Source organism: Martinezella sp. CNPSo 3964 (genome assembly GCF_057784375.1).
Genome location: NZ_JBXSOW010000005.1, coordinates 338060 through 362170, shown reverse-complemented (window position 1 = coordinate 362170; position 24111 = coordinate 338060). Strand labels below are relative to the sequence as shown.

General features: G+C 59.3%; 21 protein-coding genes and 1 pseudogene. 10 read left to right on the top strand and 12 right to left on the bottom strand.

From position 1 onward, the window contains the following. The first annotated feature begins 20 nt into the window (after nucleotides 1-20). From mntR to AC13Q5_RS18170, 3 genes are all read left to right on the top strand, one after another. Nucleotides 21-470: a manganese-binding transcriptional regulator MntR gene (gene mntR, locus AC13Q5_RS18180; protein ID WP_075854139.1), complete on the top strand. Its 450-nt coding sequence runs from the start codon at nucleotides 21-23 to the stop codon at nucleotides 468-470. 218 nt (nucleotides 471-688) lie between these two features. Further along, nucleotides 689-2158: a sensor domain-containing diguanylate cyclase gene (locus tag AC13Q5_RS18175; RefSeq protein ID WP_488502656.1), complete on the top strand. Its 1470-nt coding sequence runs from the start codon at nucleotides 689-691 to the stop codon at nucleotides 2156-2158. A 121-nt stretch (nucleotides 2159-2279) separates the two neighbouring features. Continuing rightward, nucleotides 2280-3119, top strand: a complete 840-nt coding sequence (locus AC13Q5_RS18170; RefSeq protein WP_488502655.1) for a mechanosensitive ion channel family protein — start codon at nucleotides 2280-2282, stop codon at nucleotides 3117-3119. 163 nt (nucleotides 3120-3282) lie between these two features. On the opposite strand, the gene AC13Q5_RS18165 is transcribed toward AC13Q5_RS18170, so the two are convergent. From AC13Q5_RS18165 to AC13Q5_RS18150, 4 genes are all read right to left on the bottom strand, one after another. Next, complete coding sequence (locus AC13Q5_RS18165) at nucleotides 3283-3945, bottom strand: hypothetical protein (protein WP_488502654.1); 663 nt, start codon at nucleotides 3943-3945, stop codon at nucleotides 3283-3285. 415 nt (nucleotides 3946-4360) lie between these two features. Next, nucleotides 4361-5452 (bottom strand): LLM class flavin-dependent oxidoreductase, encoded by a 1092-nt coding sequence (locus tag AC13Q5_RS18160; protein WP_488502653.1) that lies wholly within the window; start codon nucleotides 5450-5452, stop codon nucleotides 4361-4363. Between the two features lie 147 nt (nucleotides 5453-5599). Then, complete coding sequence (locus tag AC13Q5_RS18155) at nucleotides 5600-6415, bottom strand: nucleotidyltransferase domain-containing protein (RefSeq protein WP_488502757.1); 816 nt, start codon at nucleotides 6413-6415, stop codon at nucleotides 5600-5602. A gap of 25 nt (nucleotides 6416-6440) precedes the next feature. Further along, the gene (locus AC13Q5_RS18150; protein ID WP_488502652.1) at nucleotides 6441-6911 is read right to left on the bottom strand and encodes an Lrp/AsnC family transcriptional regulator; all 471 of its coding nucleotides are present in this window, start codon (nucleotides 6909-6911) and stop codon (nucleotides 6441-6443) included. Between the two features lie 127 nt (nucleotides 6912-7038). Here AC13Q5_RS18150 and AC13Q5_RS18145 point away from each other — a divergent pair, with 127 nt between their 5' ends. Both AC13Q5_RS18145 and AC13Q5_RS18140 read left to right on the top strand, forming a co-directional pair. Continuing rightward, complete coding sequence (locus AC13Q5_RS18145; protein WP_488502651.1) at nucleotides 7039-8265, top strand: argininosuccinate synthase; 1227 nt, start codon at nucleotides 7039-7041, stop codon at nucleotides 8263-8265. 154 nt (nucleotides 8266-8419) lie between these two features. Continuing rightward, the gene (locus AC13Q5_RS18140) at nucleotides 8420-9337 is read left to right on the top strand and encodes an ornithine cyclodeaminase family protein (RefSeq protein WP_488502650.1); all 918 of its coding nucleotides are present in this window, start codon (nucleotides 8420-8422) and stop codon (nucleotides 9335-9337) included. A 36-nt stretch (nucleotides 9338-9373) separates the two neighbouring features. On the opposite strand, the gene AC13Q5_RS18135 is transcribed toward AC13Q5_RS18140, so the two are convergent. The 3 genes and pseudogenes from AC13Q5_RS18135 to AC13Q5_RS18125 form a co-directional block, all read right to left on the bottom strand. After that, nucleotides 9374-9952 (bottom strand): nucleotidyltransferase family protein, encoded by a 579-nt coding sequence (locus AC13Q5_RS18135; protein ID WP_488502649.1) that lies wholly within the window; start codon nucleotides 9950-9952, stop codon nucleotides 9374-9376. Nucleotides 9953-10125: 173 nt separating this feature from the next. Next, nucleotides 10126-10224: pseudogene (locus AC13Q5_RS18130) on the bottom strand (AAA family ATPase); the annotation flags it as partial. Nucleotides 10225-10227: 3 nt separating this feature from the next. Further along, entirely contained in the window at nucleotides 10228-11148 is a 921-nt protein-coding gene (locus tag AC13Q5_RS18125) for a LysR family transcriptional regulator (RefSeq protein WP_488502648.1), read from the bottom strand. A 104-nt stretch (nucleotides 11149-11252) separates the two neighbouring features. On the opposite strand from AC13Q5_RS18125, the gene hglS reads away from it, so the two are divergent. From hglS to ydiJ, 4 genes are all read left to right on the top strand, one after another. Then, nucleotides 11253-12647, top strand: a complete 1395-nt coding sequence (gene hglS, locus AC13Q5_RS18120; protein ID WP_488502647.1) for a 2-oxoadipate dioxygenase/decarboxylase HglS — start codon at nucleotides 11253-11255, stop codon at nucleotides 12645-12647. Nucleotides 12648-12703: 56 nt separating this feature from the next. Continuing rightward, complete coding sequence (gene amaB, locus AC13Q5_RS18115) at nucleotides 12704-14236, top strand: L-piperidine-6-carboxylate dehydrogenase (RefSeq protein WP_488502646.1); 1533 nt, start codon at nucleotides 12704-12706, stop codon at nucleotides 14234-14236. Nucleotides 14237-14241: 5 nt separating this feature from the next. Further along, complete coding sequence (locus AC13Q5_RS18110) at nucleotides 14242-15477, top strand: pyridoxal phosphate-dependent aminotransferase (RefSeq protein WP_488502645.1); 1236 nt, start codon at nucleotides 14242-14244, stop codon at nucleotides 15475-15477. Nucleotides 15478-15612: 135 nt separating this feature from the next. Beyond that, the gene (ydiJ, locus tag AC13Q5_RS18105) at nucleotides 15613-18648 is read left to right on the top strand and encodes a D-2-hydroxyglutarate dehydrogenase YdiJ (protein WP_488502644.1); all 3036 of its coding nucleotides are present in this window, start codon (nucleotides 15613-15615) and stop codon (nucleotides 18646-18648) included. Nucleotides 18649-18730: 82 nt separating this feature from the next. Here the strand turns inward: ydiJ and AC13Q5_RS18100 are convergent, their stop codons facing one another. Then, nucleotides 18731-19834 (bottom strand): saccharopine dehydrogenase family protein, encoded by a 1104-nt coding sequence (locus AC13Q5_RS18100; RefSeq protein WP_457890823.1) that lies wholly within the window; start codon nucleotides 19832-19834, stop codon nucleotides 18731-18733. A gap of 138 nt (nucleotides 19835-19972) precedes the next feature. Here AC13Q5_RS18100 and AC13Q5_RS18095 point away from each other — a divergent pair, with 138 nt between their 5' ends. Beyond that, nucleotides 19973-20404: an Lrp/AsnC family transcriptional regulator gene (locus AC13Q5_RS18095; RefSeq protein WP_075854123.1), complete on the top strand. Its 432-nt coding sequence runs from the start codon at nucleotides 19973-19975 to the stop codon at nucleotides 20402-20404. A gap of 10 nt (nucleotides 20405-20414) precedes the next feature. Here the strand turns inward: AC13Q5_RS18095 and AC13Q5_RS18090 are convergent, their stop codons facing one another. Genes AC13Q5_RS18090 through AC13Q5_RS18075 form a run of 4 tightly spaced genes read right to left on the bottom strand, consistent with a single transcriptional unit; the run spans nucleotide 20415 to nucleotide 24093 of the window. Then, the gene (locus AC13Q5_RS18090; RefSeq protein WP_488502643.1) at nucleotides 20415-21239 is read right to left on the bottom strand and encodes an ABC transporter ATP-binding protein; all 825 of its coding nucleotides are present in this window, start codon (nucleotides 21237-21239) and stop codon (nucleotides 20415-20417) included. Next, a complete protein-coding gene (locus AC13Q5_RS18085) occupies nucleotides 21236-22225 on the bottom strand; it encodes an ABC transporter ATP-binding protein (RefSeq protein ID WP_488502642.1) in 990 nt (329 codons plus the stop codon). The genes AC13Q5_RS18090 and AC13Q5_RS18085 overlap by 4 nt, the downstream gene beginning before the upstream one ends. A gap of 2 nt (nucleotides 22226-22227) precedes the next feature. Then, nucleotides 22228-23085: an ABC transporter permease gene (locus AC13Q5_RS18080; protein ID WP_075854120.1), complete on the bottom strand. Its 858-nt coding sequence runs from the start codon at nucleotides 23083-23085 to the stop codon at nucleotides 22228-22230. 3 nt (nucleotides 23086-23088) lie between these two features. Next, complete coding sequence (locus tag AC13Q5_RS18075; protein WP_075854119.1) at nucleotides 23089-24093, bottom strand: ABC transporter permease; 1005 nt, start codon at nucleotides 24091-24093, stop codon at nucleotides 23089-23091. Nucleotides 24094-24111 lie beyond the last annotated feature (18 nt).

Here is a 24111-nt window from a genome sequence, read left to right as displayed (position 1 = left end):
CCTTGCGAAGGTGCGCCATCTTGACCAAACCGCCGACCATCCTGGAAAGTCGTCTTTCTTCGACCGAGATCGAGACGCACGCGGAGGCCTTTCAGAAAAGCCGCGATGATCGACGCACGGAATTGATGGAAGATTACGTCGAGCTCATCGCCGACCTGATAGAACACGCTGGCGAAGCGCGCCAGACCGATATTGCGCAAAGACTGGGAGTAACGCAACCGACGGTTGCCAAAATGCTCAAGCGGCTCGCTGAGGAAAACCTGATTACGCAACGCCCTTATCGCGGTGTCTTCCTGACTGAAGAAGGCCAGCGCCTGGCCGTGGCAACCCGCAGACGCCATGAGATCGTGGAGGCTGTCCTTTGCCGTCTCGGCGTCGATCCCGACACGGCGAGAAATGATGCCGAGGGCATCGAGCACCACGTCAGCGAAAGGACCCTGGAAGCCTTTGAACGCTTTTTGAAGACCTGATCGCCTATACATCGAAAAAATCCGATGACGATCGGGCTAAAGAGCCATTTGGGGCACAGTTTCAACAAGAATGAGTTGAAAAGAAGCGGACATTGACTGTCCGGCTTGACCCGCTGGTCGATATCAACGCAAGGTTTACCAATGCTCGCTAAGCAGAACTTAGCGAACTGCCGGCCCTTGCATTCGCACACCGACTTTTATTGCCGGCGCAGGGAATCATGATGAACGCCCAGGACTTCAGCAGCACCATCTTCGATCTTGCCCCCGTCGCCATGTGGCTGGAGGATTTCAGCGGCGTCAAGGAGCAGTTCGAGCTCTGGCGTGCGGAAGGCGTGACGGACCTGCGTTCCTATCTGCTCGCCGACGTGCAGCGCGTCGCCACCTGCTCACAAAGGATCAAGCTTCTTGCCGTCAATGCCAGGACGCTGGAGCTCTTCGAAGCGCCGTCCTTCGAAACGCTTGTCGGAAGTCTCTCGCGGGTCTTCCGGGACGAGATGCTCCACAGCCACGTGAACGAACTTGTCGCGCTTTGGGAAGGCAAGACCGAGTTTTCCGGCACGGCAATTAACTATTCTCTCGGCGGCAGAAGGCTCGATATCCAGCTTCGCGGCGTCATCCTGCCGGGTTATGAAACCTCCTGGAGCAGATTGCTGCTGACGACGGAAGACGTGACGGCGCGCGAGGAGGCAAGGCGGCAGGAAGAGCGGCAACGCCGCTATGCCGAAGGAATGTTCGAGCATTCGCCCGTCTCCCTTTGGGTCGAGGATTTCAGCCGCATCAAGATCCTGCTCGACGAGATCCGCCACCGCGGCATCGTCGACTTCCAGGTGTTTCTCGATGTGCATCCGGAATTCGTCCAACAATGCATGAGCGAAATCAGCGTGCTTAATGTCAACCAGGCAACGCTCGATCTCTTCTGCGCGCCGGATCGTCAGACCCTGCATCAGAGGATCGGTGAAGTGTTCCGCGACGATATGGAAAAGCATTTTCGCGGGCAATTGGTGGAATTGTGGAACGGCCGCCTCTTCCATCAGCGTGAGGTGCTGAACTATGCCCTCGACGGATCCGAACGCCACGTCCTCCTGCAATTTTCGGTCTTTCCCGGTTATGAAAACGACTGGTCGCTGGTGCAGGTGGCGCTGACGGATATTACCGCACGCAAGAAGGCGGAAGCCTATCTCGAATATCTCGGCAAGCACGATGTGCTCACCAGACTTTTCAACCGTGCCTTCTACATGGAAGAACTCAACAGGCTGGAGCGCAAATCGCTTCGGCCGGTGTCGGCCATCATCCTCGATCTGAACGGGCTGAAGGACGCCAATGACGAGAGCGGCCACGATGCCGGCGACGCGCTATTGCGCCGCATGGGCGAGGTGCTAAACAGCGTCGTCTCCCTGCCGAACCACGCTGCCCGCATCGGCGGCGACGAATTTGCCGTTCTCATGCCGGGCGCCGATGAAATCGCGGCTGCCGCGATGGTCGAGACGATCAACGAACTGCTGAAGATCAACAATCAGTTCTACTCCAGCGCGCCGCTCAGCGTCTCCATCGGTGTCGCCACGAGCCTGCCCGGCGAAACCATGGAAGCCATGATCAAGCGCGCTGATCTCGGCATGTACGAGCAGAAGAAGGCTCATTATGCCGCGGCTGCCATCATCGGCCCACATCAGGCGAAGCACGGCGCCTGAGGCCCCGATATAGAAACCGACCCGCACAATCCATTGAAACAGTTGAGTTTCATGCACCCGATCGTCGGGAACAAAAAACGCGACTTCTCATTTGGCTCTCTGGGAAAGATGGAGTTTTGACATGGACGATCAAACGACCAATATCGTCGTCGCCACTCGGACGGCACTCGACCAGGCTTCGGCGCTCGCGGTTCAATATGGATTTTCGCTTCTCGGCGCGATCATTCTTCTGATCGGCGGCTGGCTTCTTGCAGGCATTATCAGCCGCTCGGCCTATCGCGTCATCTCACGCATTCGCGGCATAGACGAAACGCTCGCGAGCTTCTTCCAGAACGTCTTGCATTACAGCTTGCTCATCCTTGTCTTCATCACCGTACTTGGTCAGTTCGGTGTTCAGACCGCCTCCATCATCGCTGCTCTCGGTGCCGCCGGCCTGGCGATCGGCCTGGCACTGCAAGGCACACTTCAAAACATTGCGGCCGGCATCATGCTGCTGATCCTGCGGCCATTCCGGGTCGGCGAATATATCGAGACGACGAACGTCAAAGGCTACATCAAGGAAATCGGGCTCTTTGCCACCGAGATGAAAACGGCGGACGGCCTCTACCTCATGGCACCGAACTCGACGCTCTGGAACACGCCCATCATCAACCACAGCCGCGAACCGGATCGTCGCCAGCAATTGGCCGTAGCCCTGGGCGAAAACGTTGACATCGATCTCGCCCGCAAAACAATCCTCGACATCCTGAAGGCGGATCAGCGCATCAAGACCATGCCCGCACCGAAGGTTTTTCTCGACGAGCTGGCCGTCGACCAAGCCGTGCTCAACATCGAATACTGGGCGATTACCTCATCCTGGTCGGATGTCCGGCACGATGTCGTGTTAAAGCTGAAGGCCAAGCTTGCCGCGCCCGACATAACGATCAAATCGCCAACGGAAGCGACAGCAGCAACTGACTGAGCTCTCCGGTCGAATGCTAAGCCTGCCGCCGGCAGGGAGTTGAACCAGCGGCAGGCTTCGCGAGGTCATGACACCTCGGGCAAGATCGACGTCCTGCCCGGTCTAAACTTCCGTCAGGGGCATTTGTTCCCGCTTCGATATGCAAAGGGCCGAACTCGGCAATCTACCATTTGACACGATAGTCCAGGCGCACATTGCCGGCTGGCGTCAGCGTCTGTGGGTCGGCAAAGGAAGCGGAGAAATCAAGGTTCGGCGCCAATGGCTGCTGAAACGAGATCGTGCTGGAAAAGGCGCTGCCGACATCCTTCAGATTGCCGATCGCGGATATGGAAGTTCCCGTCCAGGGAACAGCGACAGTAACGGCCTGGGTCGCGGTAATGGAGTTTGCCGCATTCCGCGATCCCGCATAATTGACGTTCAGCGATCTCGCGGTGCGCATGTCCAGATTTTCCGACACCGTCCAGCTGCGCGAGCGCTCGAGGCAAAGCGTTCCCGTGCTGTTGAGAGTATCCACCCTCAGGGCGACTTCGCGACGCCACACGGTCGAAAAGCGCTTGTGATCGTCGATTGCCGTCCCCCAGAGCGTCGCCAGGCTGCTGCCGCGCAAGATCCCGCCACTGGCCGCGCCACCCAAGCCCAGATCCATGCCTGCACTGACTTCCCAAGCCATCGGCAGCCGAAAACCCAGCGTCGTCTTATATGTCCGCGGCGCCACCTTGACCGGCGACCAGATCATCAGGTCGCTGGCCTTGGTAACCTGCGGCAAGCTGACACTCGCAAGAAGACCAAGAACGCCGCGAAGGACGCGTTTTGACTTGAAGCCCATGTTAAGCTCGCATTCTCTGTACCCCGACCTGGTGATGTTCAGGGTGCACCAAGGCAACAGCCAGACACGGAAGAACGCCGCATTCTGGCTTCGGATTGATTTTGTTCGGTTAAGCACCGGCAAAATTGCGGCGCATCGGAGCCAAGATTTACAGCATCCGGTTGAAGGGATTGGTGCCGCTTGAAATCAAGCAGCGCCCTTCGTCCAAAAGAATCCCATCCGGGGCCACGCTTGTAAACCCCTAGACCTCAAGTTTTTTGCTGCGTTGCACACATGTCGCACCTGCGACACCACCGCATGAAAGCGACATCATTGCTAGCGGCCTGGAAAACCGGCCTTGGCGGCACCGCCGTTTCGCCATCAGAGAATGATCACATTCCCGCGAGCGACGACGGCGAAGCATCGAAGCGGTGGTTCACTCCACCCGGAGCCCAGCCTTCTTCAGAATCGGAAGCACCCGATCGCAGAAATAGGGCAGTTCCTGCGTATAATTGACGAAGGACAAGGCGATGCCGGCATAGCCTTGCTCGGCAATGGCGATCATCTCTTCGGCAATACGCTGCGGCGTTCCAATCAACGGATAGCTGCCCGCTCCACCGGCAAAGCGCTGGCGGTAGCGGTCATAGGCCTCGCGATCATGGGATTGCGAGAACTCTTTCTTGCCGGCCATGTGTTGGTCGACGGCGGCGTGATCGGCCATGGTCACGGCATAGCGCGTATAGTAATCCTCCGCCTCCGCTTGCGTCTCGCGGCAGACAACGTGACAAACCGTATAAACGCCGACCTGCCTGCCAGTGCCTTCCGCCCGCCCGGCGATGTCGGCAACATGCTTTCCGGCTCCATCGATCTCGGTAAAGGTGGTGAAGAGATAGTCGCAATGCGCGGCGGCAAAGTCTCTGCCGGGACCGCCGAAAGCCGCATTCATGGTCACCGGCCGGGGTGCTTGCAGGCTTGCGGGACGACTGACGGCTTCTTTCAGATTATAGTAGCTGCCCACATAGTCGATCGGCCCATCAGACGCATAGAGCCTTTCGACGATTTCGAGCCATTCAGTGGCCTGATCGTAGCCCTTTTCGACCAGCGGCACGCCGAACATGCCGAATTCCTTTGGATTCCAGCCACAGACGATGTTCAGCCCCGCCCGCCCCTGACTGATATGGTCGACAGTCGCAAGCGACTTGGCAGCATAAAGGGGATGAACGAGCGGCACGTGCACCGTCATGAAGAGACCGATCCGCTCGGTCGCCGCCGAAAGTGCCGCTGCCCAGGTGAAAGTCTCGAACGACCATTCGCGCACGCGGTTCTTGCCGCCGAAGCCGCGCCAGCGGGCAATCGGCAGAAAGAATTCGAGCCCGGCCCGGTCGGCGATCTGTGCTGCGGTCAGATTATCCTGCCAGCCTGCCGCCCAGCGCTCCGGTACATCGGTAATCGCAAGGCCGCCATCCGCATTGGCGGAAAACACGCCGAGCTTCAACCGGTTCGGCCCCTTCAGCGGATGCATCTTCATGGCGGTTTCCTCCTCCCGAATTCACCTCGCGTCTACCCTGCCGAAAATCCGCAGTGACCCGATAGAAAATGTGTGACCGCCGCGAGAGAAAATTTCAAGCTTAAAATTTTCTGACTCCGCCGCCACGCTTCCGGAAAGCGGTCGTTGTCATTTCCCCAGGTCTACAAGGCTCTTTCGCCTCGCCTGTTGCGATGCCATGCGCTTGTCACCAGCGAAAAACGGTCCACCATGCCGGTCCAGTTCGCTATGCGTCAGGTCGCGCAGTGCCTCGACATCTCCCGCTGAAGCCCGCTTGAAGGCATCATCGAAGCTATCGGCCAGTTCCCGATCCATCTCTCGCAGCAGGCGGGGAATCCATTTGCCCCTGCCCGACCACCTTCCTCGTCCCAGCAACATAAGGTCGGCCAAAGGCTGATAGAGTTGCGCGGCAATTGCGCGCGCCTCCGGAGCCGCCCGCTCTCCATGCAGATCATCGAGGAGATCGGTGATCTGATATTTCAAAGCATTCAGCCTATCACCCCCCAGTTCCGGTGGGCTGGCGTGGAGACTGATGGCATAGTCCTTCCAGACCTCTCCCTTGTCGAGATTTGGACCGAGGACCTGGCCGGTCGCAACCATATGAATGATGACGGGGTAACCGCGCGCAATATCGCTCTCAAAGAACCAGCTGAGCGTCTCCGGGTCATGAACAAACACTTCGAATGGAAAGTCGCCCTCGATAAAGGTTTCGCGCCAAGCGGTTTCGAGCTGATCAAAGACCACGACCAGATCGATGTCAGAGCCTTTTCTTCCCTCGCCTCGTATGATCGACCCTGAGGCAAAGGCAAAGGAATAACCCGGAAAGCGGTTTGCGAGAACCGAGCCGGTCGCCCGCATTACCGTTTCGAATATGCTCATCTCGCTCTCCAGACATCGATTGTTCTGCCGGTCAGATATGTCCGCTGGGCGCTTCACCGCCGCCATGGCCAACCGACGGCTGGCTCCAAGACTACGAGGCTAAGGGCAGCTCAAAACTTCGCTTCAATGTTTCCATCGGCACATCGGTCTTGACGTTCAATACGCTCGGAATACGAGTCAAATGGTCGGCCTGAAACCGCCAATAGCTGTGCAGATCAGCCGTGACGATACGCAGGACGGCGTCGCACTCGCCTGTGGTCAGATAACATTCCATGACTTCGGGAAACCGCCTGACAGCCTCCGCGAATTGCAGGGTGACTTGCGCATTCTGTGTCTTGAACCAGACGCGGGCAAACACGGTGAGGCCCGCCCCCACCTTTGCCGGGTCCAGAACGGCAACGTAGCGATCGATAATGCCCGCATCCTCGAGCAGTAGCACGCGGCGAAGACAGGGTGACGGCGACAACCCCACCTCCTTCGCGAGGTCCACATTGGAAATGCGTCCATCCCGCTGCAACACCTTGAGGATACGCCGATCGATCTCATCCAAAGTCAGTGACACAATATAGCTCCAGTGGCGAGGCAAGTGGCATAATATACCAATTTGTCTCGTATCCTTGAAGTCTTTGCAAGCTCATTGCGCGGAGATTGGCCTATCGTTTCATGCATCAACATGGAGACGGAAGCCAATGTCGAAAAAGCTCAAGAAAGTCGTGCTCGCCTATTCGGGAGGCCTGGACACATCCATCATCCTGAAATGGCTGCAGCAAACCTACGGCTGCGAAGTCGTGACCTTTACCGCCAATCTTGGCCAGGGCGAGGAGCTTGAGCCGGCTCGCCGAAAAGCCGAACAATTAGGCGTGGCGGATATCCGGATCGAGGATGTCCGCGAGGAATTCGTTCGCGATTTCGTCTTCCCGATGTTCCGGGCAAACGCGCTGTATGAGGGGCAATATCTCCTTGGCTCTTCCATCGCCCGTCCGCTGATCGCCAAGCATCTCATTAATATCGCGCGGGAAGTGGGCGCCGATGCCATTGCCCACGGTTCGACCGGCAAGGGCAATGACCAGGTACGTTTCGAACTGGCGGCCAATGCACTGGATCCATCGATCAAGATCATCGCGCCATGGCGCGAGTGGGCCATCCAATCGCGCACTCAGCTGATCCAGTACGCCGAAGCACATCAAATTCCCGTGCCGAAGGATAAGCGCGGCGAAGCTCCTTTCTCGACCGACGCAAATCTCCTGCACACATCCACTGAAGGCAAGGTCCTGGAAGATCCCGCCGAAATCGCGCCATCCTATATCTATCAGCGCACCGTCGATCCTGTGGACGCGCCTGACGAGCCGGAGATCGTCGTCATCGGCTTTGAAAAGGGCGATGCGGTTTCTCTGAACGGCGAAGCAACGGCACCAGCCGCGCTCCTGACGAAACTCAACGAATTGGGCGGCAGACATGGGATCGGGAGGATCGATCTCGTCGAAAACCGTTTCGTCGGGATGAAATCGCGCGGCGTTTACGAAACTCCCGGCGGTACGATCCTGCTCGCAGCCCATCGCGCCATCGAATCCATCACGCTCGACCGTGCCGCGGCACATTTGAAGGATGAGATCATGCCTCGCTACGCTGCACTGATCTATAATGGATTTTGGTATTCGCCCGAGCGGGAAATGCTGCAGGCATTGATCGATCAGAGCCAAATCCATGTCAGCGGCGAAGTGACGCTGAGGCTCTACAAGGGTTCAGCCAGTGTGATCGCCCGCACCTCGCCCGCCTCGCTTTACTCGACCGACCTCGTCACCTTCGAGGAAAGCTCCGGAGCATATGATCACCACGATGCCGAGGGCTTCATCAAACTCAATGGCCTGCGCCTGAAGAGCTGGGCAATGCGAAACGCCAGGATGGCCGTATCATAAGAACGGCTGTGAAGACGCAGATAGGTCCAGCTGCATAATTCATGCTCATCGACACCCTACGTCTATCGTTTTCAAACCTGCTGTTGCCGGCCGCTATTGACCTCAGGCGCGCTTGAGGTTGCAGAGTGGCCGGACACACGGAGGTCGACCCGCAATGAAGATATTGAAAGACGAAGATTTATGCCCTGCCGCAGTCATGCGTGGGGCGATCGATGCCTTGGAAACAGCCTTTCGGGCCAAGGCGGCGGGCGAGATGGTATCCCCACCCCGGCATTATGTCTCCTTTCCCAAGCGTGGAGACATCGTGTTTACGGTCGGCGGCATAGACGGCGAACGGCCGCTTGCCGGCTTTCGTGCCTATGAGACTTTTAATGGCGGGCAGCATTCACAAGTCGTCGCTGTTTGGCGTGCCGATACTGCAGAACTGCAAGGCGTCATATTGGGCGAACGGCTCGGCCAGATCAGGACGGGGGCGATCGGAGGCGTGGCCATCCGCCACCTCAGCGCTCCGACCGCCAGAACGGTCGGCATCGTTGGCAGTGGCGCGCAGGCGCGAACGCAGCTGATTGCCGCTGCCGCCGTTCGCGACATAAGCTCTGCCCGGGTCTTCAGCCGAAACCCGGGAAACTGCGCCACCTTCGCTGAAGAGATGCAATTGCAACTCGGCATTACCGTTGAGCCGGTCACCAGTGCCGCAAGAGCCGTGGCCGATGCCGATATTGTGCTATGCGCGACAAGCAGCGACATGCCGGTGATCGATGCTTCGGAATTAAAAGCTGGCGTCCATATCAACACGATAGGCCCGAAGACGCTCAAGGGACATGAACTCGGCCTGGACGTCGCTGATATGGCCGGTATCATCGCCACGGATTCTCCTGAGCAAACACGCGCCTATGCGTCCCCATTTTTCCTTTCCGGGACCATACACGAGAAGCGAATGATCGATCTTGCAGCGATAGTCGCCGGTCACGCTGCCGGTAGAACGTCGCCTCTCGACACGACGCTCTTCTGTTCGGTCGGCCTCGCGGGCACGGAAGTCATCGTAGCATCGGCCATATTCGACACGATCTGACGTCGGGTTTGAAATCGCGCGGCACCTGAGGGCCATTCAGCCGTCCCAGTCTACGACGCGCAGCCCCGGCCAGACCGCAGTCCAGCGATTGACTTTCTGTTCATAGATCGGCTGCGTAATCTGCTTCTTGTTAGGGCGCACGGTGCCATTCAGCAGATCGGAAAGACCGAATGGAGCACAATAATCCAGGCCGTGGCCATTGAGACGCAATCCCACGGCGGTTGCTGTGGTCGGAAAAGTGGTGATGGCGTCCAGGGTCGATTTGTAAGGCGGGATTGAGTATCCGAACTTGGCTTCGTACCAGCAGTGAACGCGGGCTTCGTTCTTCACATCAATCCAGACCGGTAAATCGGAAAACATCTCGCGGATCCGACCGGCATGATCGGCCTCCGCTTGTTCGGACAGATCATCAGCATCGAAATAAACGATGTCGAGGTCATTGATCCCATGAGACGGAGGCAATCCGAAGGCATGATTCCAAACAGTCTGGGCAATGGCTCCTGCCACCAGCCAGCAATCTGGCAGCGCAATCTCACTCCAGCGTTGGAGAAGCGGCACGAGCAAAAGGCTCTTGAAGACTATGTCCTCCAATTCCGCTTGTTCGCTCGTCGTCATTGCCCTGTCCTTTTGGAAGCGGCCGCGCAGCCATGGTCCATGAGCCGTCTTCTGCATTGAAACACGATTCTCGGCCCGACTGTAGATTTAGCCGGCTCATCGGCGCTGCCGCTCATCTGCTGTTGCCTGCAAGCCGTAGCGGCCCGCCCATTTCGGCGTGCAAATTCAAAAGGGGCGACCGGCACTTGTGGCCCATGCAGGTCGATATTTCGAACGAACAGAGGTGCGTATCTCCTCTCGAAATTCCAGATATAAGACAGGAAAACCCGATCGGATCAGCGCGGTATCACCGCCTGCGATTGCGGCGTGACCTCGCTCAACAGCCAATCCTGAAACAATGTCGCCGTCTCGTTGGTCTGCTTCTTTTCGGGCATGACGACGTAATAGCTGTTCTCGGTCGGCATAGGCAGATTAAACAGCGGCAGAAGCGTGCCGGCCTTGAGTTCATCCTCGATCAGGTAGGTCGGCAAAAGCGCGACGCCAAGCCCGGCAATGGCGGCCGCGATGATCATGGAAAACTGGTCGAAGCGCGCACCCGGATAAGCGTTCTCGGTCGGCAATTCCTGCAGATCGAACCATTGCGCCCAGAGCTTCGGGCGTGTCGTCAGATGCAGCAGCGGGGCTGCGGACAGCTCTTCCGGCGCGACAAGATCCAGCCGCGCGGCGAGTTCCCGGCTGGCGACTGGCAGCACAGTCTCGTTGCAAAGAAAGGTCGCGACAGCCCCTGCCCAGGCCGGCAGGCCATAGTGAATGGCAAGGTCGAAATTATCCTCGTCAAAATTGAAGGGCTTTGAGCGAGATTCCACCGTGACGGCGACGTCGCGATGTTCATCCAGAAAACGACCTAGGCGAGGCACCAGCCAGCGCGTGCCGAAGGTCGGCAAGGTCGCGACCTTGAGCGACAGTTTCATCTGGCCGGCAGCGACGGCGCCGATCATCAGCCGCTCCGAACGCAGGAGTAGGTCTTTTACCTCCGGCAACAGCCGAAGACCGGCCTCGGAGAGCACAACGCGTTGCCGTACGCGCTCGAACAGCTTCAGACCCGTCTGCTGCTCGAGATCGCTGATCTGCCGGCTGACGGCGCTTTGCGTCAGATTGAGCTCTTCCGCCGCGCGCGAAAAGTTCTGGTGACGCGCCGCGCATTCGAAGGCCTGAAGATTGACGATGTCAGGGATGAGGCGCCGGCGCATATTCATTCCATTTTCGCATCAAGTTAGAATTCTCTCTCACAATACCGACCATCAAACAAGAGATATTCTGCAAAACAGGAATGATATAGCCTTTCAGGAAGAGATCGCACATGAAGCCTGACCACGTCTCGACCAGCGATATTCGCAGCGCTTTTTCGGCCGCCATGTCGGCGATGTACCGCGAGGAAGTTCCCGCCTACGGCACGCTCATGGAACTGGTTGCCCGCGTCAACGACGAAATGCTGGCGGCACAACCGAAGCTTAAAGAGCGGCTTGAGGCGACCGATTATCTCGATCGTATCTCCGAGGAGCGGCACGGCGCCATCCGGCTCGGCACAGCGGCTGAGCTTGCGATGATGGCGCGCGTCTTCGCCGTCATGGGCATGTATCCGGTCGGCTATTACGATCTGTCGACCGCCGGCGTGCCGGTTCACTCGACGGCGTTTCGCCCGATCGGCGACGCGGAGCTGAAGCGCAATCCCTTCCGTGTCTTCACCTCGCTGCTGCGGCTCGATCTCATTGCCGACGAAGACCTTCGCAAGGCGGCCGCAGATATTCTCGCCAAGCGCCAGATCTTCACGGAAGGTGCAGTTGAGCTCACAGAGAAGGCCGAACGGGACGGCGGGCTGACCATGGCCGATGCCAGCCGGTTCGTCGACGAAGTACTGGAAACCTTCCGTTGGCATGACGAAGCCAATGTCGATGCCGGCATGTACCACCGCCTCCATGATGCCCATCGCCTGATCGCCGACGTCGTGTCGTTCAAGGGGCCACACATCAATCATCTGACGCCGCGCACGCTCGATATCGATCAGGTCCAGGCATTGATGCCGGATTATGACATCGCACCGAAGGCCGTCGTCGAGGGGCCGCCTACCCGCAACTGCGCGATCCTGCTGCGCCAGACTTCGTTCAAGGCGCTTGAAGAGGCCGTTTCCTTCCGCAATGCCGACGGCATCTGGGAAACGGGCTCGCACACTGCCCGCTTCGGCGAAATCGAACAGCGCGGCATTGCGCTGACCCCGAAAGGCCGCGCGCTTTACGACAAGTTACTGGATCAGTCCCGCAAGGTCGTGCGCCCGGCCGCCGACGGATCGAATGCCCGCGATTATGAGGCCGCACTTGCGCAGAGCTTTGCCGAATTCCCCGACGACTGGCCGGCAATCCGCGCCGAAGGCCTCGGCTACTTCACGTATTCGCTGACGGCCAAGGGCCAGACCGCCGCTACGAGCCATGCGGATATCGACGCGCTGATCGACCAGCGCCTCGTCCAGTTCGACCCGATCGTCTACGAGGATTTCCTCCCCGTCAGCGCCGCCGGCATCTTCCAGTCCAATCTTGGCGATGGCGCGCAGCAGGACTTCGTCGCCAGCCCGAACCAACAGCGTTTCGAAGCCGATCTCGGTATGAAGGTGCTGAACGAATTCGACCATTACGCCGGCATTGAACAGGCATCGATCGACGCCTGCCTGCGGGCATTATCCAAACAAGACGCCGCCGAGTGAGGCGCAGCGGCGCCAATCGCCGCCGCCGGTATCAAAGACAATTGGAGTTTCATGAGATGAACATCGCAGCCAAGACCACATCCGTTGCAGCCGAAGCGGCCGCAATCCTCGAAAAGCTCGGCGTCGACAAGGCGCTCTATACCGGGGGCGGCATGCCCTCCTACTCCCCGGTCACGGGCGAGAAGATCGGCAGCCTCAAGACCGTTTCGGCCGATGAAGCAGCAAGCAGGATCGAGAAGGCCCATGCCGCATTCCGCGCCTGGCGCCTGGTACCGGCTCCCAAGCGCGGCGAACTGGTACGCCTGCTCGGCGAAGAGCTGCGCGCTGCCAAGGATGATCTCGGCCGTCTGGTTTCGATCGAAGCCGGCAAGATCCGCTCTGAAGGCCTCGGCGAAGTGCAGGAAATGATCGACATCTGCGATTTCGCCGTCGGTCTTTCCCGCCAGCTCTACGGCCTGACGATCGCGACCGAACGTCCGGGCCATCGCATGATGGAAACCTGGCATCCGCTCGGCGTCGTCGGCATCATCTCGGCCTTCAACTTCCCGGTCGCGGTCTGGTCTTGGAACGCGGCGCTGGCGCTGATCTGCGGCGACGCCGTCATCTGGAAGCCGTCGGAAAAGACGCCGCTGACGGCGCTGGCCTCACAGGCGATCCTCGATCGTGCGCTTGCCCGCTTCGGCGACGCGCCTGAGGGCTTGTCGCAGGTGCTGATCGGCGATCGCTCGATCGGCGAGGTCCTCGTCGACCACCCGAAAGTGCCGCTCGTTTCGGCAACCGGCTCGACGCGCATGGGTCGTGAAGTCGGACCGAGGCTCGCCAAGCGCTTTGCCCGCGCCATTCTCGAACTCGGCGGCAACAATGCCGGCATCGTCTGCCCGTCGGCCGATCTCGACATGGCGCTGCGCGCCATCGCGTTCGGCGCCATGGGGACTGCCGGCCAGCGCTGCACGACACTGCGCCGCCTCTTCATCCACAGAAGCGTCTACGACCAGCTCGTGCCGCGGCTGAAGAAGGCTTATCAGAGCGTTTCCGTCGGTGATCCCCTGCACTCCTCCGCTCTCGTCGGCCCGCTGATCGACAAGGCGGCGTTCGACGGCATGCAGAAGGCAATTGCTGAGGCTAAGGCTCACGGTGGCTCCGTCACCGGCGGCGAGCGGATCGATGTCGGACACGCCGAAGGCTATTACGCAAAGCCGGCACTTGTAGAAATGCCGAAGCAGGCAGGCCCGGTCATGGAAGAGACCTTCGCGCCTATCCTCTACGTCATGCCCTATGACGATTTCGACGCCGTCATCGACGAGCACAACGCCGTTGCCGCTGGCCTGTCGTCCTCGATCTTCACGCGCGACATGCAGGAATCCGAGCGCTTCCTCGCAGCCGACGGTTCCGATTGCGGCATCGCCAACGTCAATATCGGCACCTCGGGCGCTGAAATCGGCGGCGCATTCGGCGGCGAGAAGGAAACCGGCGGCGGCCGCGAATCCGGCTCTGATGCCTGGAAGGCCTATATGCGCCGGGCGACCAACACGGTGAACTACTCCAAGGCCCTGCCGCTGGCGCAGGGCGTCTCCTTCGACATCGAGTAAGCACCATGACGATCGCCACGAAAATCGAAGAGGCGGGCTTCAAGCCCGCTTCGCGGATCGCTTCCATCGGCGTTTCCACCATTCTGCAGATCGGAGCGCGCGCCAATGCGATGAAGCGGGACGGCCTGCCTGTCATCATTCTCGGAGCGGGCGAACCGGATTTCGACACGCCTGACAATGTGAAGGAAGCGGCCAAGGCCGCCATCGATCGCGGCGAAACGAAGTACACCGCGCTCGACGGCACGCCGGAACTGAAGAAGGCAATCGCCGGAAAATTTCAGTGCGAGAACGGCGTCAATTACACGCTCGACGAAATCACGGTGGCGACGGGTGCCAAGCAGATCCTGTTCAACGCCTTCATGGCCTCTATAAATCCAGGCGACGAGGTCATCATCCCGACACCCTATTGGACCTCCTATTCCGATATCGTCGAGATCTGCGGCGGCGTACCGGTTCTGATCCCTTGCGATGCCAAGGCCGGCTTCCGCCTGAAGGCTGATCAGCTCGAAAAGGCGATCACGCCGAAGACGCGCTGGTTGCTGCTCAACTCACCGTCGAACCCATCGGGTGCGGCCTATTCCAAGGCCGACTATCTGCCTCTGATCGAGGTGCTGTCGCGCCATCCGCATGTCTGGCTGATGGTCGACGACATGTATGAGCACATCGTCTATGACGGATTCGAGTTCGTCACGCCCGTTGCGATCGAGCCCAGCCTCAAGAGCCGGACGCTGACCGTCAACGGCGTCTCCAAGGCCTATGCCATGACCGGCTGGCGCATCGGCTATGCCGGCGGTCCGAAGGCTCTCATCAAGGCCATGGCGGTCATCCAGAGCCAGGCGACATCCTGCCCCTCTTCCGTCAGCCAGGCCGCGGCGGTTGCCGCGCTGAATGGCCCGCAGGATTTTCTTGAAGGTCGCAAGGCAAGCTTCCAGCGTCGGCGCGATCTCGTCGTCAACAGACTGAACGCCATCGAAGGCCTGGATTGCCTGGTGCCGGAAGGCGCCTTCTACACATTCTCGGGCTGCGCCGGCATACTCGGAACGACAACGCCATCAGGAAAGTCTATCGAGACGGACGCGGACTTCTGCGCCTATCTGCTCGATGAAGCCCATGTCGCCGTCGTGCCCGGCTCCGCCTTCGGGCTGTCGCCCTATTTCCGCATTTCCTACGCGACATCGGAAGCTGATCTCGTCGAAGCGCTCGATAGGATTGAGCGGGCTTGCGCAGCTCTTAGGCGCTAAAGCAATTCCAGCCGAAGCGCAAAGCAGTCATGCATCCGGAATTGCGTGAAAACAAAGAGATAGAGCATTTCCGTAATTCTGTTTAAAAGCGGGAATGCTCTCATCATCGCGTAAAACGCCGGAAGCCTTCGCATCATGATACCACGCCTCGTTTTGTCGAAAGACAGTTCGCTACATCAGATCCGCGCCTTCGGGCGCCGACTGACCGCACTTGGCTTTCAAGGCGATGTCGAGACGGATGACGGCGCGCGGACGGTCGCCTCGACCGACAACTCCATCTATCAAGTCAAGCCGGCGGCCATCCTCTATCCACGCGGCGCCGGTGATCTGAAAATCATTGCCAGAGCCATATCCGAGCCTGTTTTTTCCGATCTCACCATCGCCCCGCGCGGCGGCGGCACAGGGACTAACGGGCAATCGCTGACCTCGGGAATCATCGTCGATTGCTCCCGACATATGAACCGCGTTCTGGAGATCGATCCGGTTAGAGGGATCGCGCGTGTCGAGGCTGGCGTCGTCAAGGATCAGCTCAACAAGGCGCTGAAACCATACGGGCTGTTCTTCGCACCCGAACTTTCCACCTCCAACCGCGCCACCATCGGCGGCATGATCTCCACCGATGCCTGCGGCCAGGGTTCTTGTCTTTACGGCAAGACCAGCAATCATGTTCTCGGCCTGCATGTAGTGCTCTCAGATGGCAGCGATTGGTGGTCGCGCCCGCTCGCCGAGACCGAACTGGAGGAGATCAAGGCGCGTGACGATCGAATCGGCGAAATTCACCGTGTGGTCGATGCGATCGCCAGGGAGAAAAGCGAGCTGATCGCGGCAACCTTCCCGAAGCTCAACCGCTACATGACCGGCTACGATCTCGCCCATATCAGGCGCGAGAACGGCCGCTTCGATCTGAATGCGGTACTATGCGGCGCGGAAGGCACGCTTGCGATGATCGCCGAAGCCGAACTCAACGTGCTGCCGATCCCGGCGCATTCGGCGCTCATCAACATTCGCTATGACAATTTCAACATCGCGCTCGAAGATGCGCGGCAGCTGGTGGCGCTGAAGGTCGCCTCGGTCGAGACAGTCGACGAGAAGGTGCTGGGCCTGGCAAAGGGCGATATCGTCTGGAGCGGCATCGCCCGCTTCTTTCCCGAGGATGCATCCGGCTCCGCCAATGGCATCAATATCGTTGAGGTGCTGGCCGACAATCGCGACGAGCTGGAACGGAAGCTGGCGGATGTGACCGCCGCTCTTGATGACCTCTCGGCGGCCCGCCACAAGGGCTATACGATCGCCCGTGAAAAGACCGAGATCGAGGCGATATGGTCGATGCGCAAGCGCGCCGTCGGGCTGCTCGGCAATGTCGAAGGACCGGTGCGGCCTGTGCCCTTCGTCGAGGATACGGCTGTTCCACCCGAGCATCTGGCCGCCTATATCGGAGAGTTCCGGGCGCTTCTCGATGCCGAGGGACTGGATTACGGCATGTTCGGCCATGTCGATGCCGGCGTGCTGCATGTCCGCCCTGCCCTTGACCTTACCCGCTCCGACCATCAACCGCTCGTCCGCAAGATCAGCGACGGCGTCGTCGCCCTCACCCGCAAATATGGCGGCGTGCTTTGGGGCGAACATGGCAAGGGCGTACGCTCGGAATATGTGCCCGCCTATTTCGGCGACCTCTATCCCAGCCTGCAGGAGATCAAGCGCGCCTTCGATCCGGGAGATCGGCTCAATCCCGGCAAGATCGCCTCCGGCACATCGCGTCCATTGCTCAAGATTGACGAAGTATCACTACGCGGTGATTTCGATCGCATTATCGGCAACGATATCCGCGCCGCCTTCGATAATGCCGCTTATTGCAACGGCAACGGCGCCTGTTTCGATTTCGATGCGACGAGCCCGATGTGTCCCTCCTTCAAGGCGACGGGCGATCGGCGCTACTCGCCGAAGGGGCGCGCGGCGCTGATGCGTGAATGGCTGCGCCTGCTCGCCGAACGGCAGGTCGATCCGCGGCGCGAGGCGGAAGCGCTGCGCCGCGCCAATCCTTTCGGCAATCTCCTGCGGCGGACAGTCAACTCGCTTAGTCCAGTCAATCGAGACGACTTTTCTCATGAGGTGCGGGCGGCGATGGACACCTGTCTCGCCTGCAAGGCCTGCGCCGGCCAATGTCCCGTCAAGGTCAGCGTCCCGGCCTTCAGATCGAAATTCCTGGAACTCTATTACGGCCGATACCTTAGGCCGCTCAAGGACCCAATCGTTGCCGCCATCGAAACGATCCTGCCGCTGATGGCGCGTTTCAGGCCCGGTTACAACATGCTGACCGGATCGGCCGTTGGACGAGCCTTGATGCGGCTTGCCGGCCTTACCGCGCTTCCAGCGATGCCGGCGCTATCGCTCGAACGGGAGGCCGCCCGGCTCGGTGTTCGGATCGCGACGCCAGAGCGTCTGGCGAAGCTCCCGGAAAACGAGCGTGCCCGAGCGGTCGTCATCATCGCTGATGTCTTCTCCACCCATTTCGACCCGGCCGTCGTCATCGCAACTCTCAAGCTCGCGCTGAAGATCGGCTTCACGCCGTGGCTTGCCTCCTCGCAGGACAACGGCAAGGCCCTGCATGTCCATGGTTATCTCGGCCGCTTCGAAAAGGCGGCGACGAAATCGCGTGACTATCTCGATCGTATCTCGCAAATGAATATCCCGCTCATCGGCATCGATCCGTCGATGACGCTGACCTATCGCAGCGAATATGCCGCTCTACCCTCCGCCCGGCTGCAGGCCCCGGTGCTGCTGCTTCAAGAGTGGCTTGCCGCCAATCTCGACCAATTGCCAACGCCACGCACGTTGCCGCAAGAGCGTTTCACGCTGCTTGCTCATTGCACGGAAAAAACGAACGCGCCGGCCGCCCTCAAACAATGGTCCGTGCTCTTCGACAAATTGGGCATCAAGCTCGACATGACCGATGTCGGCTGTTGCGGCATGGCCGGCACCTTCGGCCACGAGGTGCGCAATCGTGCCATCTCGGAAAGGCTCTACGCGATGAGCTGGCAGGACAGGATCGCTGAGAACGGCAATCAGATCGTCGTCATGGCAACCGGCTTTTCCTGTCGCTCGCAGGTCGCCAAGATCGATCGGCAAGCTATCCCGCACCCGGTCGAAATCCTCGTGCGGCTGATTGGCTAACCGCTGAGGAGCCGCTCCCAAGGGGCTAAAACACATGTGGCGCCCGAGGGCGCCACATATAAAAACAAGTGAAAATAGCCGCTTAGACGGCTTCTCTCATCTTGATCTTTTCCAGGCTGTAGACCTGTCCGAAGCGATTGGCGAGGAAATCGCCGAGATCGATTTCTTCCTGGCAGACGAAGCCCTTGGCGGGAAGCTTGCCCTGAGCCAGCAGATCAAGCACCGTCGTAATGCCGGCAGCCGTGGTGATCTGGATCGCGCTCATCTTCTTGCCCGCAACGATGCCTGCATAAACCTTGTTGGCATAGGTCTCCTGCATGTAGCGACCCTCGCGCCAGCCGCAGACGGTGACGAAAACGACCACGACATCCTGCATGGTAGCCGGCAGCGCGTTTTCGAAGAGATCCTTCAGCACGTCGCGACGGTTCTTGAGGTTCAGGTCGTTGAGCAGCGCCTTGATGATGGCCTGATGGCCGGGATAGCGGATGGTGCGGTAATTCATCGTACGCACGCGGCCAGCCAAAGTCTTGGCCAGAGTTCCAAGGCCGCCCGATGTGTTGAAGGCCTCATAGGTAACACCGTCGAGCGAGAATTCTTCGCGCTCTTCCATGGCCGGCACGGTCACGAGCTTGCCTTCGACGATCGCTTCGCAGGGCTCGATATATTCATTGATAAGGCCGTCCGTGCTCCAGGTCAGATTGTAGTTCAGGGCATTGGACGGGTATTGCGGCAGCGCGCCGACGCGCATGCGCACGCTGTCGAGGCTGTCGAAATGCTTGGTGAGATCATTGGCGACGATCGAGATGAAGCCCGGCGCCAGGCCGCATTGCGGGATGAATGCCGTATTGGCACCCTGCGCCAGCTCTTCCACCTTCTTCGTCGTTGCGACATCTTCGGTGAGGTCGAGATAATGGACGCCGGCCTCGAGTGCCGCTTCCGCGACGAAACCTGTGAGATGGAACGGTGCAGCCGACAAGACGGCGAACTTGCCCTTCAAAACGCCGACGAGCCCGGCGCGGTCGGAAATGTCGACGGCGGCGGTGGAAATTGCAGGGTGACGGTCGATCTTATCGAGCTGCTCCTGGCTACGATCGGCGACAACGACCTTGTAATCGCCCGTTTCGGCCAGCATCAGAGCGATCGCACCACCGATCTTGCCTGCGCCGATGACCACTATGTCTTTCATATGACTCCCCTGCATTTCATTGATAAGATTTTTATAAGTGTAGGCAGGAGTTGGACGATTCATAGCGACGAAAAATGCATTTCGTTGTATAAATCTGTACAAACTGACGAATGAAATTCGCATAATGCAGGAAACGCCATGCAGGTTACAGATAAGGATCGCGAACTGATCGCCTTGCTCGGCCAGAACGCCCGCATGCCCGTGGCAACGCTCGCCAAAAGACTGTCGCTGTCGCGCACCACCGTTCAGGCGAGGCTCGAACGGCTGGAGCGGGAAGGTGTGATCTCAGGCTACGGCGTGCGGCTGTCTGAGACCTATCTTTCCGGCCTCATCCGGGCGCATGTACTGATCACGATCGCGCCGAAGGCGCTGTCAGCCGTGACGGCATCACTGGATGCCATTCCAGAGGTGACGACGCTTCATTCCGTCAGCGGCACATTCGATCTGATCGCCATCATCGCGGCGCCCTCGATCTCCGAGCTGGATCAGTTGATCGACGGCATCGGCACGATCGACGGCGTCGAACGCACCCTGTCGTCCATCATTCTCTCAACTCGAATTTCCCGTTGAAAGCTGCCGTTCAGCCGATTGCTGTCGACTCCATCTCGGGCGTGGCGGAAAGGACTGCCTCCTTCAAAGCCCGCGAATAGGGATGCTGCGGATTATCGAGTACGGCGCGCGCGCCGCCCTGCTCGACGATCTCGCCCTTCTTCATGATGATAATCCGATCGCTGATGTAATAAGCCGTTGCCAGATCATGGGTGATGTAAATGATCGAGAGCCCAAGATCCTTCTTCAGCTGGCCGAAGAGATTGACGATCGCCATTCTAAGCGACGCATCGACCATGGAGACCGGTTCGTCGGCCACCAGCAAGCGTGGCTGCGGGATGAGCGCCCGCGCGATGGCCGTTCGTTGCAACTGACCGCCGGACAGCTCATGCGGAAATCGCCCTTTCACCTCGGCAAGGGTCAGACCGATATGGGCAAGCGCCTCGTCAGCCATGCGCTCGACATCCGCGCGATCCGGCTTGACGCCGGTCGGCGCGAAATTCCTTGCCGTTTCAAATAGATATCGATCGACCCTCTTAAGCGGATTGAACGCTTCGAACGGATTCTGAAGAACCGGCTGCACCTCGCGCATGAAGGCGCGCCGTTCGGATCGTCCATGAATGGCAACGGGGTTTCCGCGAAAAGTGAGATCACCCGATGTCGGCGCCGTCTGGCCGAGAATCATCGCCGCGATGGTGGATTTGCCCGAACCGGACTCGCCGACGATGGAGAGTATTTCCGGCTCATCTCCCAGGCTCAGGCTGACGTCGTTCACCGCCACGATCTGACGACGGCTGAGCATCCCGCCCTGCCGGTAGACCTTGCTGACATGCGAGAGGGAAAGAAGATCGCTCATGACGCTCCTCCCGTCACCGCGAAGCAGGCGACGCGACGCTCCGGCTCGACGGTAACCATGGGCGGCGCTTCACGGCTGCAGATATCCATGCGTTTCGGACAGCGCGGATGGAAACGGCATCCCTCCGGCGGCATGGCGAGATTGGGCGGCCGCCCTTCCAGCGAAGGACGCGTGGAAGCGTCGCCGATCCGCGGCAGACTTGAAACCAAGTGCTGTGTGTAGGGATGGAGCGGCATATGAAAAAGCTTGCGCGTCGGCGCTTCCTCGACCAATCGGCCGGCATAGACGATACCGATGCGATCAGAAACGGCGGCGTGAACGCCCATGTCATGGGTGACAAACAGGAAGGACGATCCCATTTCGCGTTGTATCTCGCGGATCATCGACAGCACATCGCGCTGGACGATGACATCGAGCGCCGTCGTCGGTTCATCGGCAATGATGAACTCCGGCGTGAGAATGGTGGCGAGCGCGATCGTCATGCGCTGACGCATGCCGCCCGACAATTCATGCGGATAGGCATCGAGGAGATGCGCGTCGAGCTTCAGCCGCTGGAGATGAGCGCCAACCCGATCGAAGAAGGTGGCACGATCAGCTTTCATATGCCGAAAGGCGAAATCGGTGAACGAATGCCGGATGCGGCGCACCGGATTGAGCACATTCATCGAGCCCTGCATGATGTAGGAGAGATGCCGCCAGCGAAGCGACGCCCGCTGCTCCGCCGTCATCGCATAGATATCCTGCGTCCCATTGTTGAAATGAAACTTGACCGCGCCCGAGACGACACGAAGCGGTGGCCGGATGGCGCCCGCAATCGTCTTGATCAACGTCGTCTTGCCGCTGCTCGATTCACCGGCAACACCGTAGATCTCGCCGCGGCCGATCGAGAGGCTGACATCGTCAACCGCCCGCACCTCGCGATCGACACCGTAGAGAAAAGCCCGGTAATAGGCCTTGAGGTTATTGACCTCGACGACAGCCTCCATGCCTAGCCTCCCATCCGGTTCAAACGACTGCGGGGGTCGTTGTATTCATTCATCGACATCGATAGCAGGAAGAGCGCCATGAACAGCACAACGATGGCCGCCACCGGCGCTGCGACCCACCACCATGTTCCGGCGATCAGCGCCGAATGTGCGTTGGCCCAATAGATCATCATGCCCATGGTCGGCGTCTCGATATCGGTGAAACCGAGCACCGACAGCGTGATCTCCATGCCGATCGACCAGATCATGTTGTTCATCGTCGTGGCGAAGACGATCGGCAGCACGTAGGGCAGATGCTCCTGGACGAGGATTTTGGACATGCTCATGCCGGAATAGACGCTCTGCGTCGTAAACGGCCGCGTCTTCAGGCTGATCGCCACCGAACGGATCAGGCGCGCATCATAGGACCAGCCGAGCGAGGCCATGACGAGGATGAGCACCGTCCAGGTCATGCCGTCCTTGAGCACGAAATAGAACAGGATCAGCAACGGAAACTGCGGGATGACCATGATGCTGTCATTGATCGCCATCAGCACGCGATCGACGGCACCGCCGGCATAGCCCGCCACCAGCCCGACCACCAACGAGATGATGCGCGACAGAATGGCGACGCCGATGCCGAAATAAAGCGTGTTGCGGAGCGCTGTGGTCAGTTGCCAGAAAACGTCCTGGCCGCGCGACGTCGTGCCCAGCCAGTATTGCCCATCCGGCGGCATGTCGGGTGGCAGTAGGTAAAGATCCGAGGGGCCATAGGGCGAGAAATAAGACAGGATCACCAGCCCGACGATGATGACGAGCAAAAGCAGACCGCAAAGGAATTCCATATTCTGGCGAGCAAGGTCACGAACGATCGTCAGCATGGCCTACTCCACCTTGATGCGCGGGTCGATCAGCGGACCCAATATGTCGATGATGAAGACGGCGGCGGCGACTCCGGCGATCGAGAGGGCGCTGAGCCCCAATACGAGGCTGTAATCGCCGGCATGCACCGCCGAAATCAGGAGATTGCCGATACCTGGATAGCCGAAGACGATTTCGGTAATGACGGTGCCGTTGAAGACGGCGCCGAGCGACATGGCAAGCCCGGTAAATTGCGGCACCATGGCGTTGCGGGCGATGTAGGAGCGCAGGATCTTGCGCTTCGGCACGCCGCCGAGCTCGGCGAAGACGACATAATCCTCTGTGATGATATTGGAGACGAGTGCGCGCATGCCGATCAGCCAGCCGCCCGTCCCGACGAGGATCAGAGACAGCGCTGGCAGAATGGAGTGGCGAAGAATGTCGAGCACCAGCGCAAAAGACAGCTGCAGATTGGTGTTCATCTCATAACCGCCATTGATCGGCAGGATCGGCCAGACATAGCCGAAGAGGATGATGAGAACGAAGGCCAGGATATAATAGGGTATCGGCTGCATGGCGATGAAAACGAGGCTGACGGCCTTCAGTATCGTGCTTTTGCGGTAGTAGCCTGCGAGCGCGCCGATCATGTTGCCGAGCAGGAATGTGATGATGACGGAAACGGTCATCAGACCGATCGTCCAGGGCAGTGCCCTCATGATGATGGCCGAAACGGGGGTGGGAAATGCAGAGAGCGATGGCCCGAGATCACCGGTCGCAAGACGCTCCCAGAAATGCAGATATTGCTGCCAGATGGAGCCTTCGAGACCGTAAAGTTCCCGAAGCGACTGACGCATCAATTCGACGGCGCGCGGATCGGACGCACCCATTTGCTGAATGGCGCCGATGCTTTCCTCGACGGGATCGATCGGCGTCATATGAGTGATGAAGAACGTCGCGGAGATGCCAAGGAAGACAACAAGCAGGAATTGGCCAAATCGTTTTAATACGAAAACTGGATAGGACGTCATGCCGCCGTCTTCCTCACT

Bases quoted from the DNA above. Each gene is read 5' to 3' on its own strand.
- AC13Q5_RS18175 (WP_488502656.1), top strand. From the start codon at position 689: ATGATGAACGCCCAGGACTTCAGCAGCACCATCTTCGATCTTGCCCCC.
- AC13Q5_RS18170 (WP_488502655.1), top strand. From the start codon at position 2,280: ATGGACGATCAAACGACCAATATCGTCGTCGCCACTCGGACGGCACTC.
- AC13Q5_RS18165 (WP_488502654.1), bottom strand. From the start codon at position 3,945: ATGGGCTTCAAGTCAAAACGCGTCCTTCGCGGCGTTCTTGGTCTTCTT.
- AC13Q5_RS18160 (WP_488502653.1), bottom strand. From the start codon at position 5,452: ATGAAGATGCATCCGCTGAAGGGGCCGAACCGGTTGAAGCTCGGCGTG.
- AC13Q5_RS18155 (WP_488502757.1), bottom strand. From the start codon at position 6,415: ATGGCGGCGGTGAAGCGCCCAGCGGACATATCTGACCGGCAGAACAAT.
- AC13Q5_RS18145 (WP_488502651.1), top strand. From the start codon at position 7,039: ATGTCGAAAAAGCTCAAGAAAGTCGTGCTCGCCTATTCGGGAGGCCTG.
- AC13Q5_RS18140 (WP_488502650.1), top strand. From the start codon at position 8,420: ATGAAGATATTGAAAGACGAAGATTTATGCCCTGCCGCAGTCATGCGT.
- AC13Q5_RS18135 (WP_488502649.1), bottom strand. From the start codon at position 9,952: ATGACGACGAGCGAACAAGCGGAATTGGAGGACATAGTCTTCAAGAGC.
- AC13Q5_RS18125 (WP_488502648.1), bottom strand. From the start codon at position 11,148: ATGAATATGCGCCGGCGCCTCATCCCTGACATCGTCAATCTTCAGGCC.
- hglS (WP_488502647.1), top strand. From the start codon at position 11,253: ATGAAGCCTGACCACGTCTCGACCAGCGATATTCGCAGCGCTTTTTCG.
- amaB (WP_488502646.1), top strand. From the start codon at position 12,704: ATGAACATCGCAGCCAAGACCACATCCGTTGCAGCCGAAGCGGCCGCA.
- AC13Q5_RS18110 (WP_488502645.1), top strand. From the start codon at position 14,242: ATGACGATCGCCACGAAAATCGAAGAGGCGGGCTTCAAGCCCGCTTCG.
- ydiJ (WP_488502644.1), top strand. From the start codon at position 15,613: ATGATACCACGCCTCGTTTTGTCGAAAGACAGTTCGCTACATCAGATC.
- AC13Q5_RS18100 (WP_457890823.1), bottom strand. From the start codon at position 19,834: ATGAAAGACATAGTGGTCATCGGCGCAGGCAAGATCGGTGGTGCGATC.
- AC13Q5_RS18095 (WP_075854123.1), top strand. From the start codon at position 19,973: ATGCAGGTTACAGATAAGGATCGCGAACTGATCGCCTTGCTCGGCCAG.
- AC13Q5_RS18090 (WP_488502643.1), bottom strand. From the start codon at position 21,239: ATGAGCGATCTTCTTTCCCTCTCGCATGTCAGCAAGGTCTACCGGCAG.
- AC13Q5_RS18085 (WP_488502642.1), bottom strand. From the start codon at position 22,225: ATGGAGGCTGTCGTCGAGGTCAATAACCTCAAGGCCTATTACCGGGCT.
- AC13Q5_RS18080 (WP_075854120.1), bottom strand. From the start codon at position 23,085: ATGCTGACGATCGTTCGTGACCTTGCTCGCCAGAATATGGAATTCCTT.
- AC13Q5_RS18075 (WP_075854119.1), bottom strand. From the start codon at position 24,093: ATGACGTCCTATCCAGTTTTCGTATTAAAACGATTTGGCCAATTCCTG.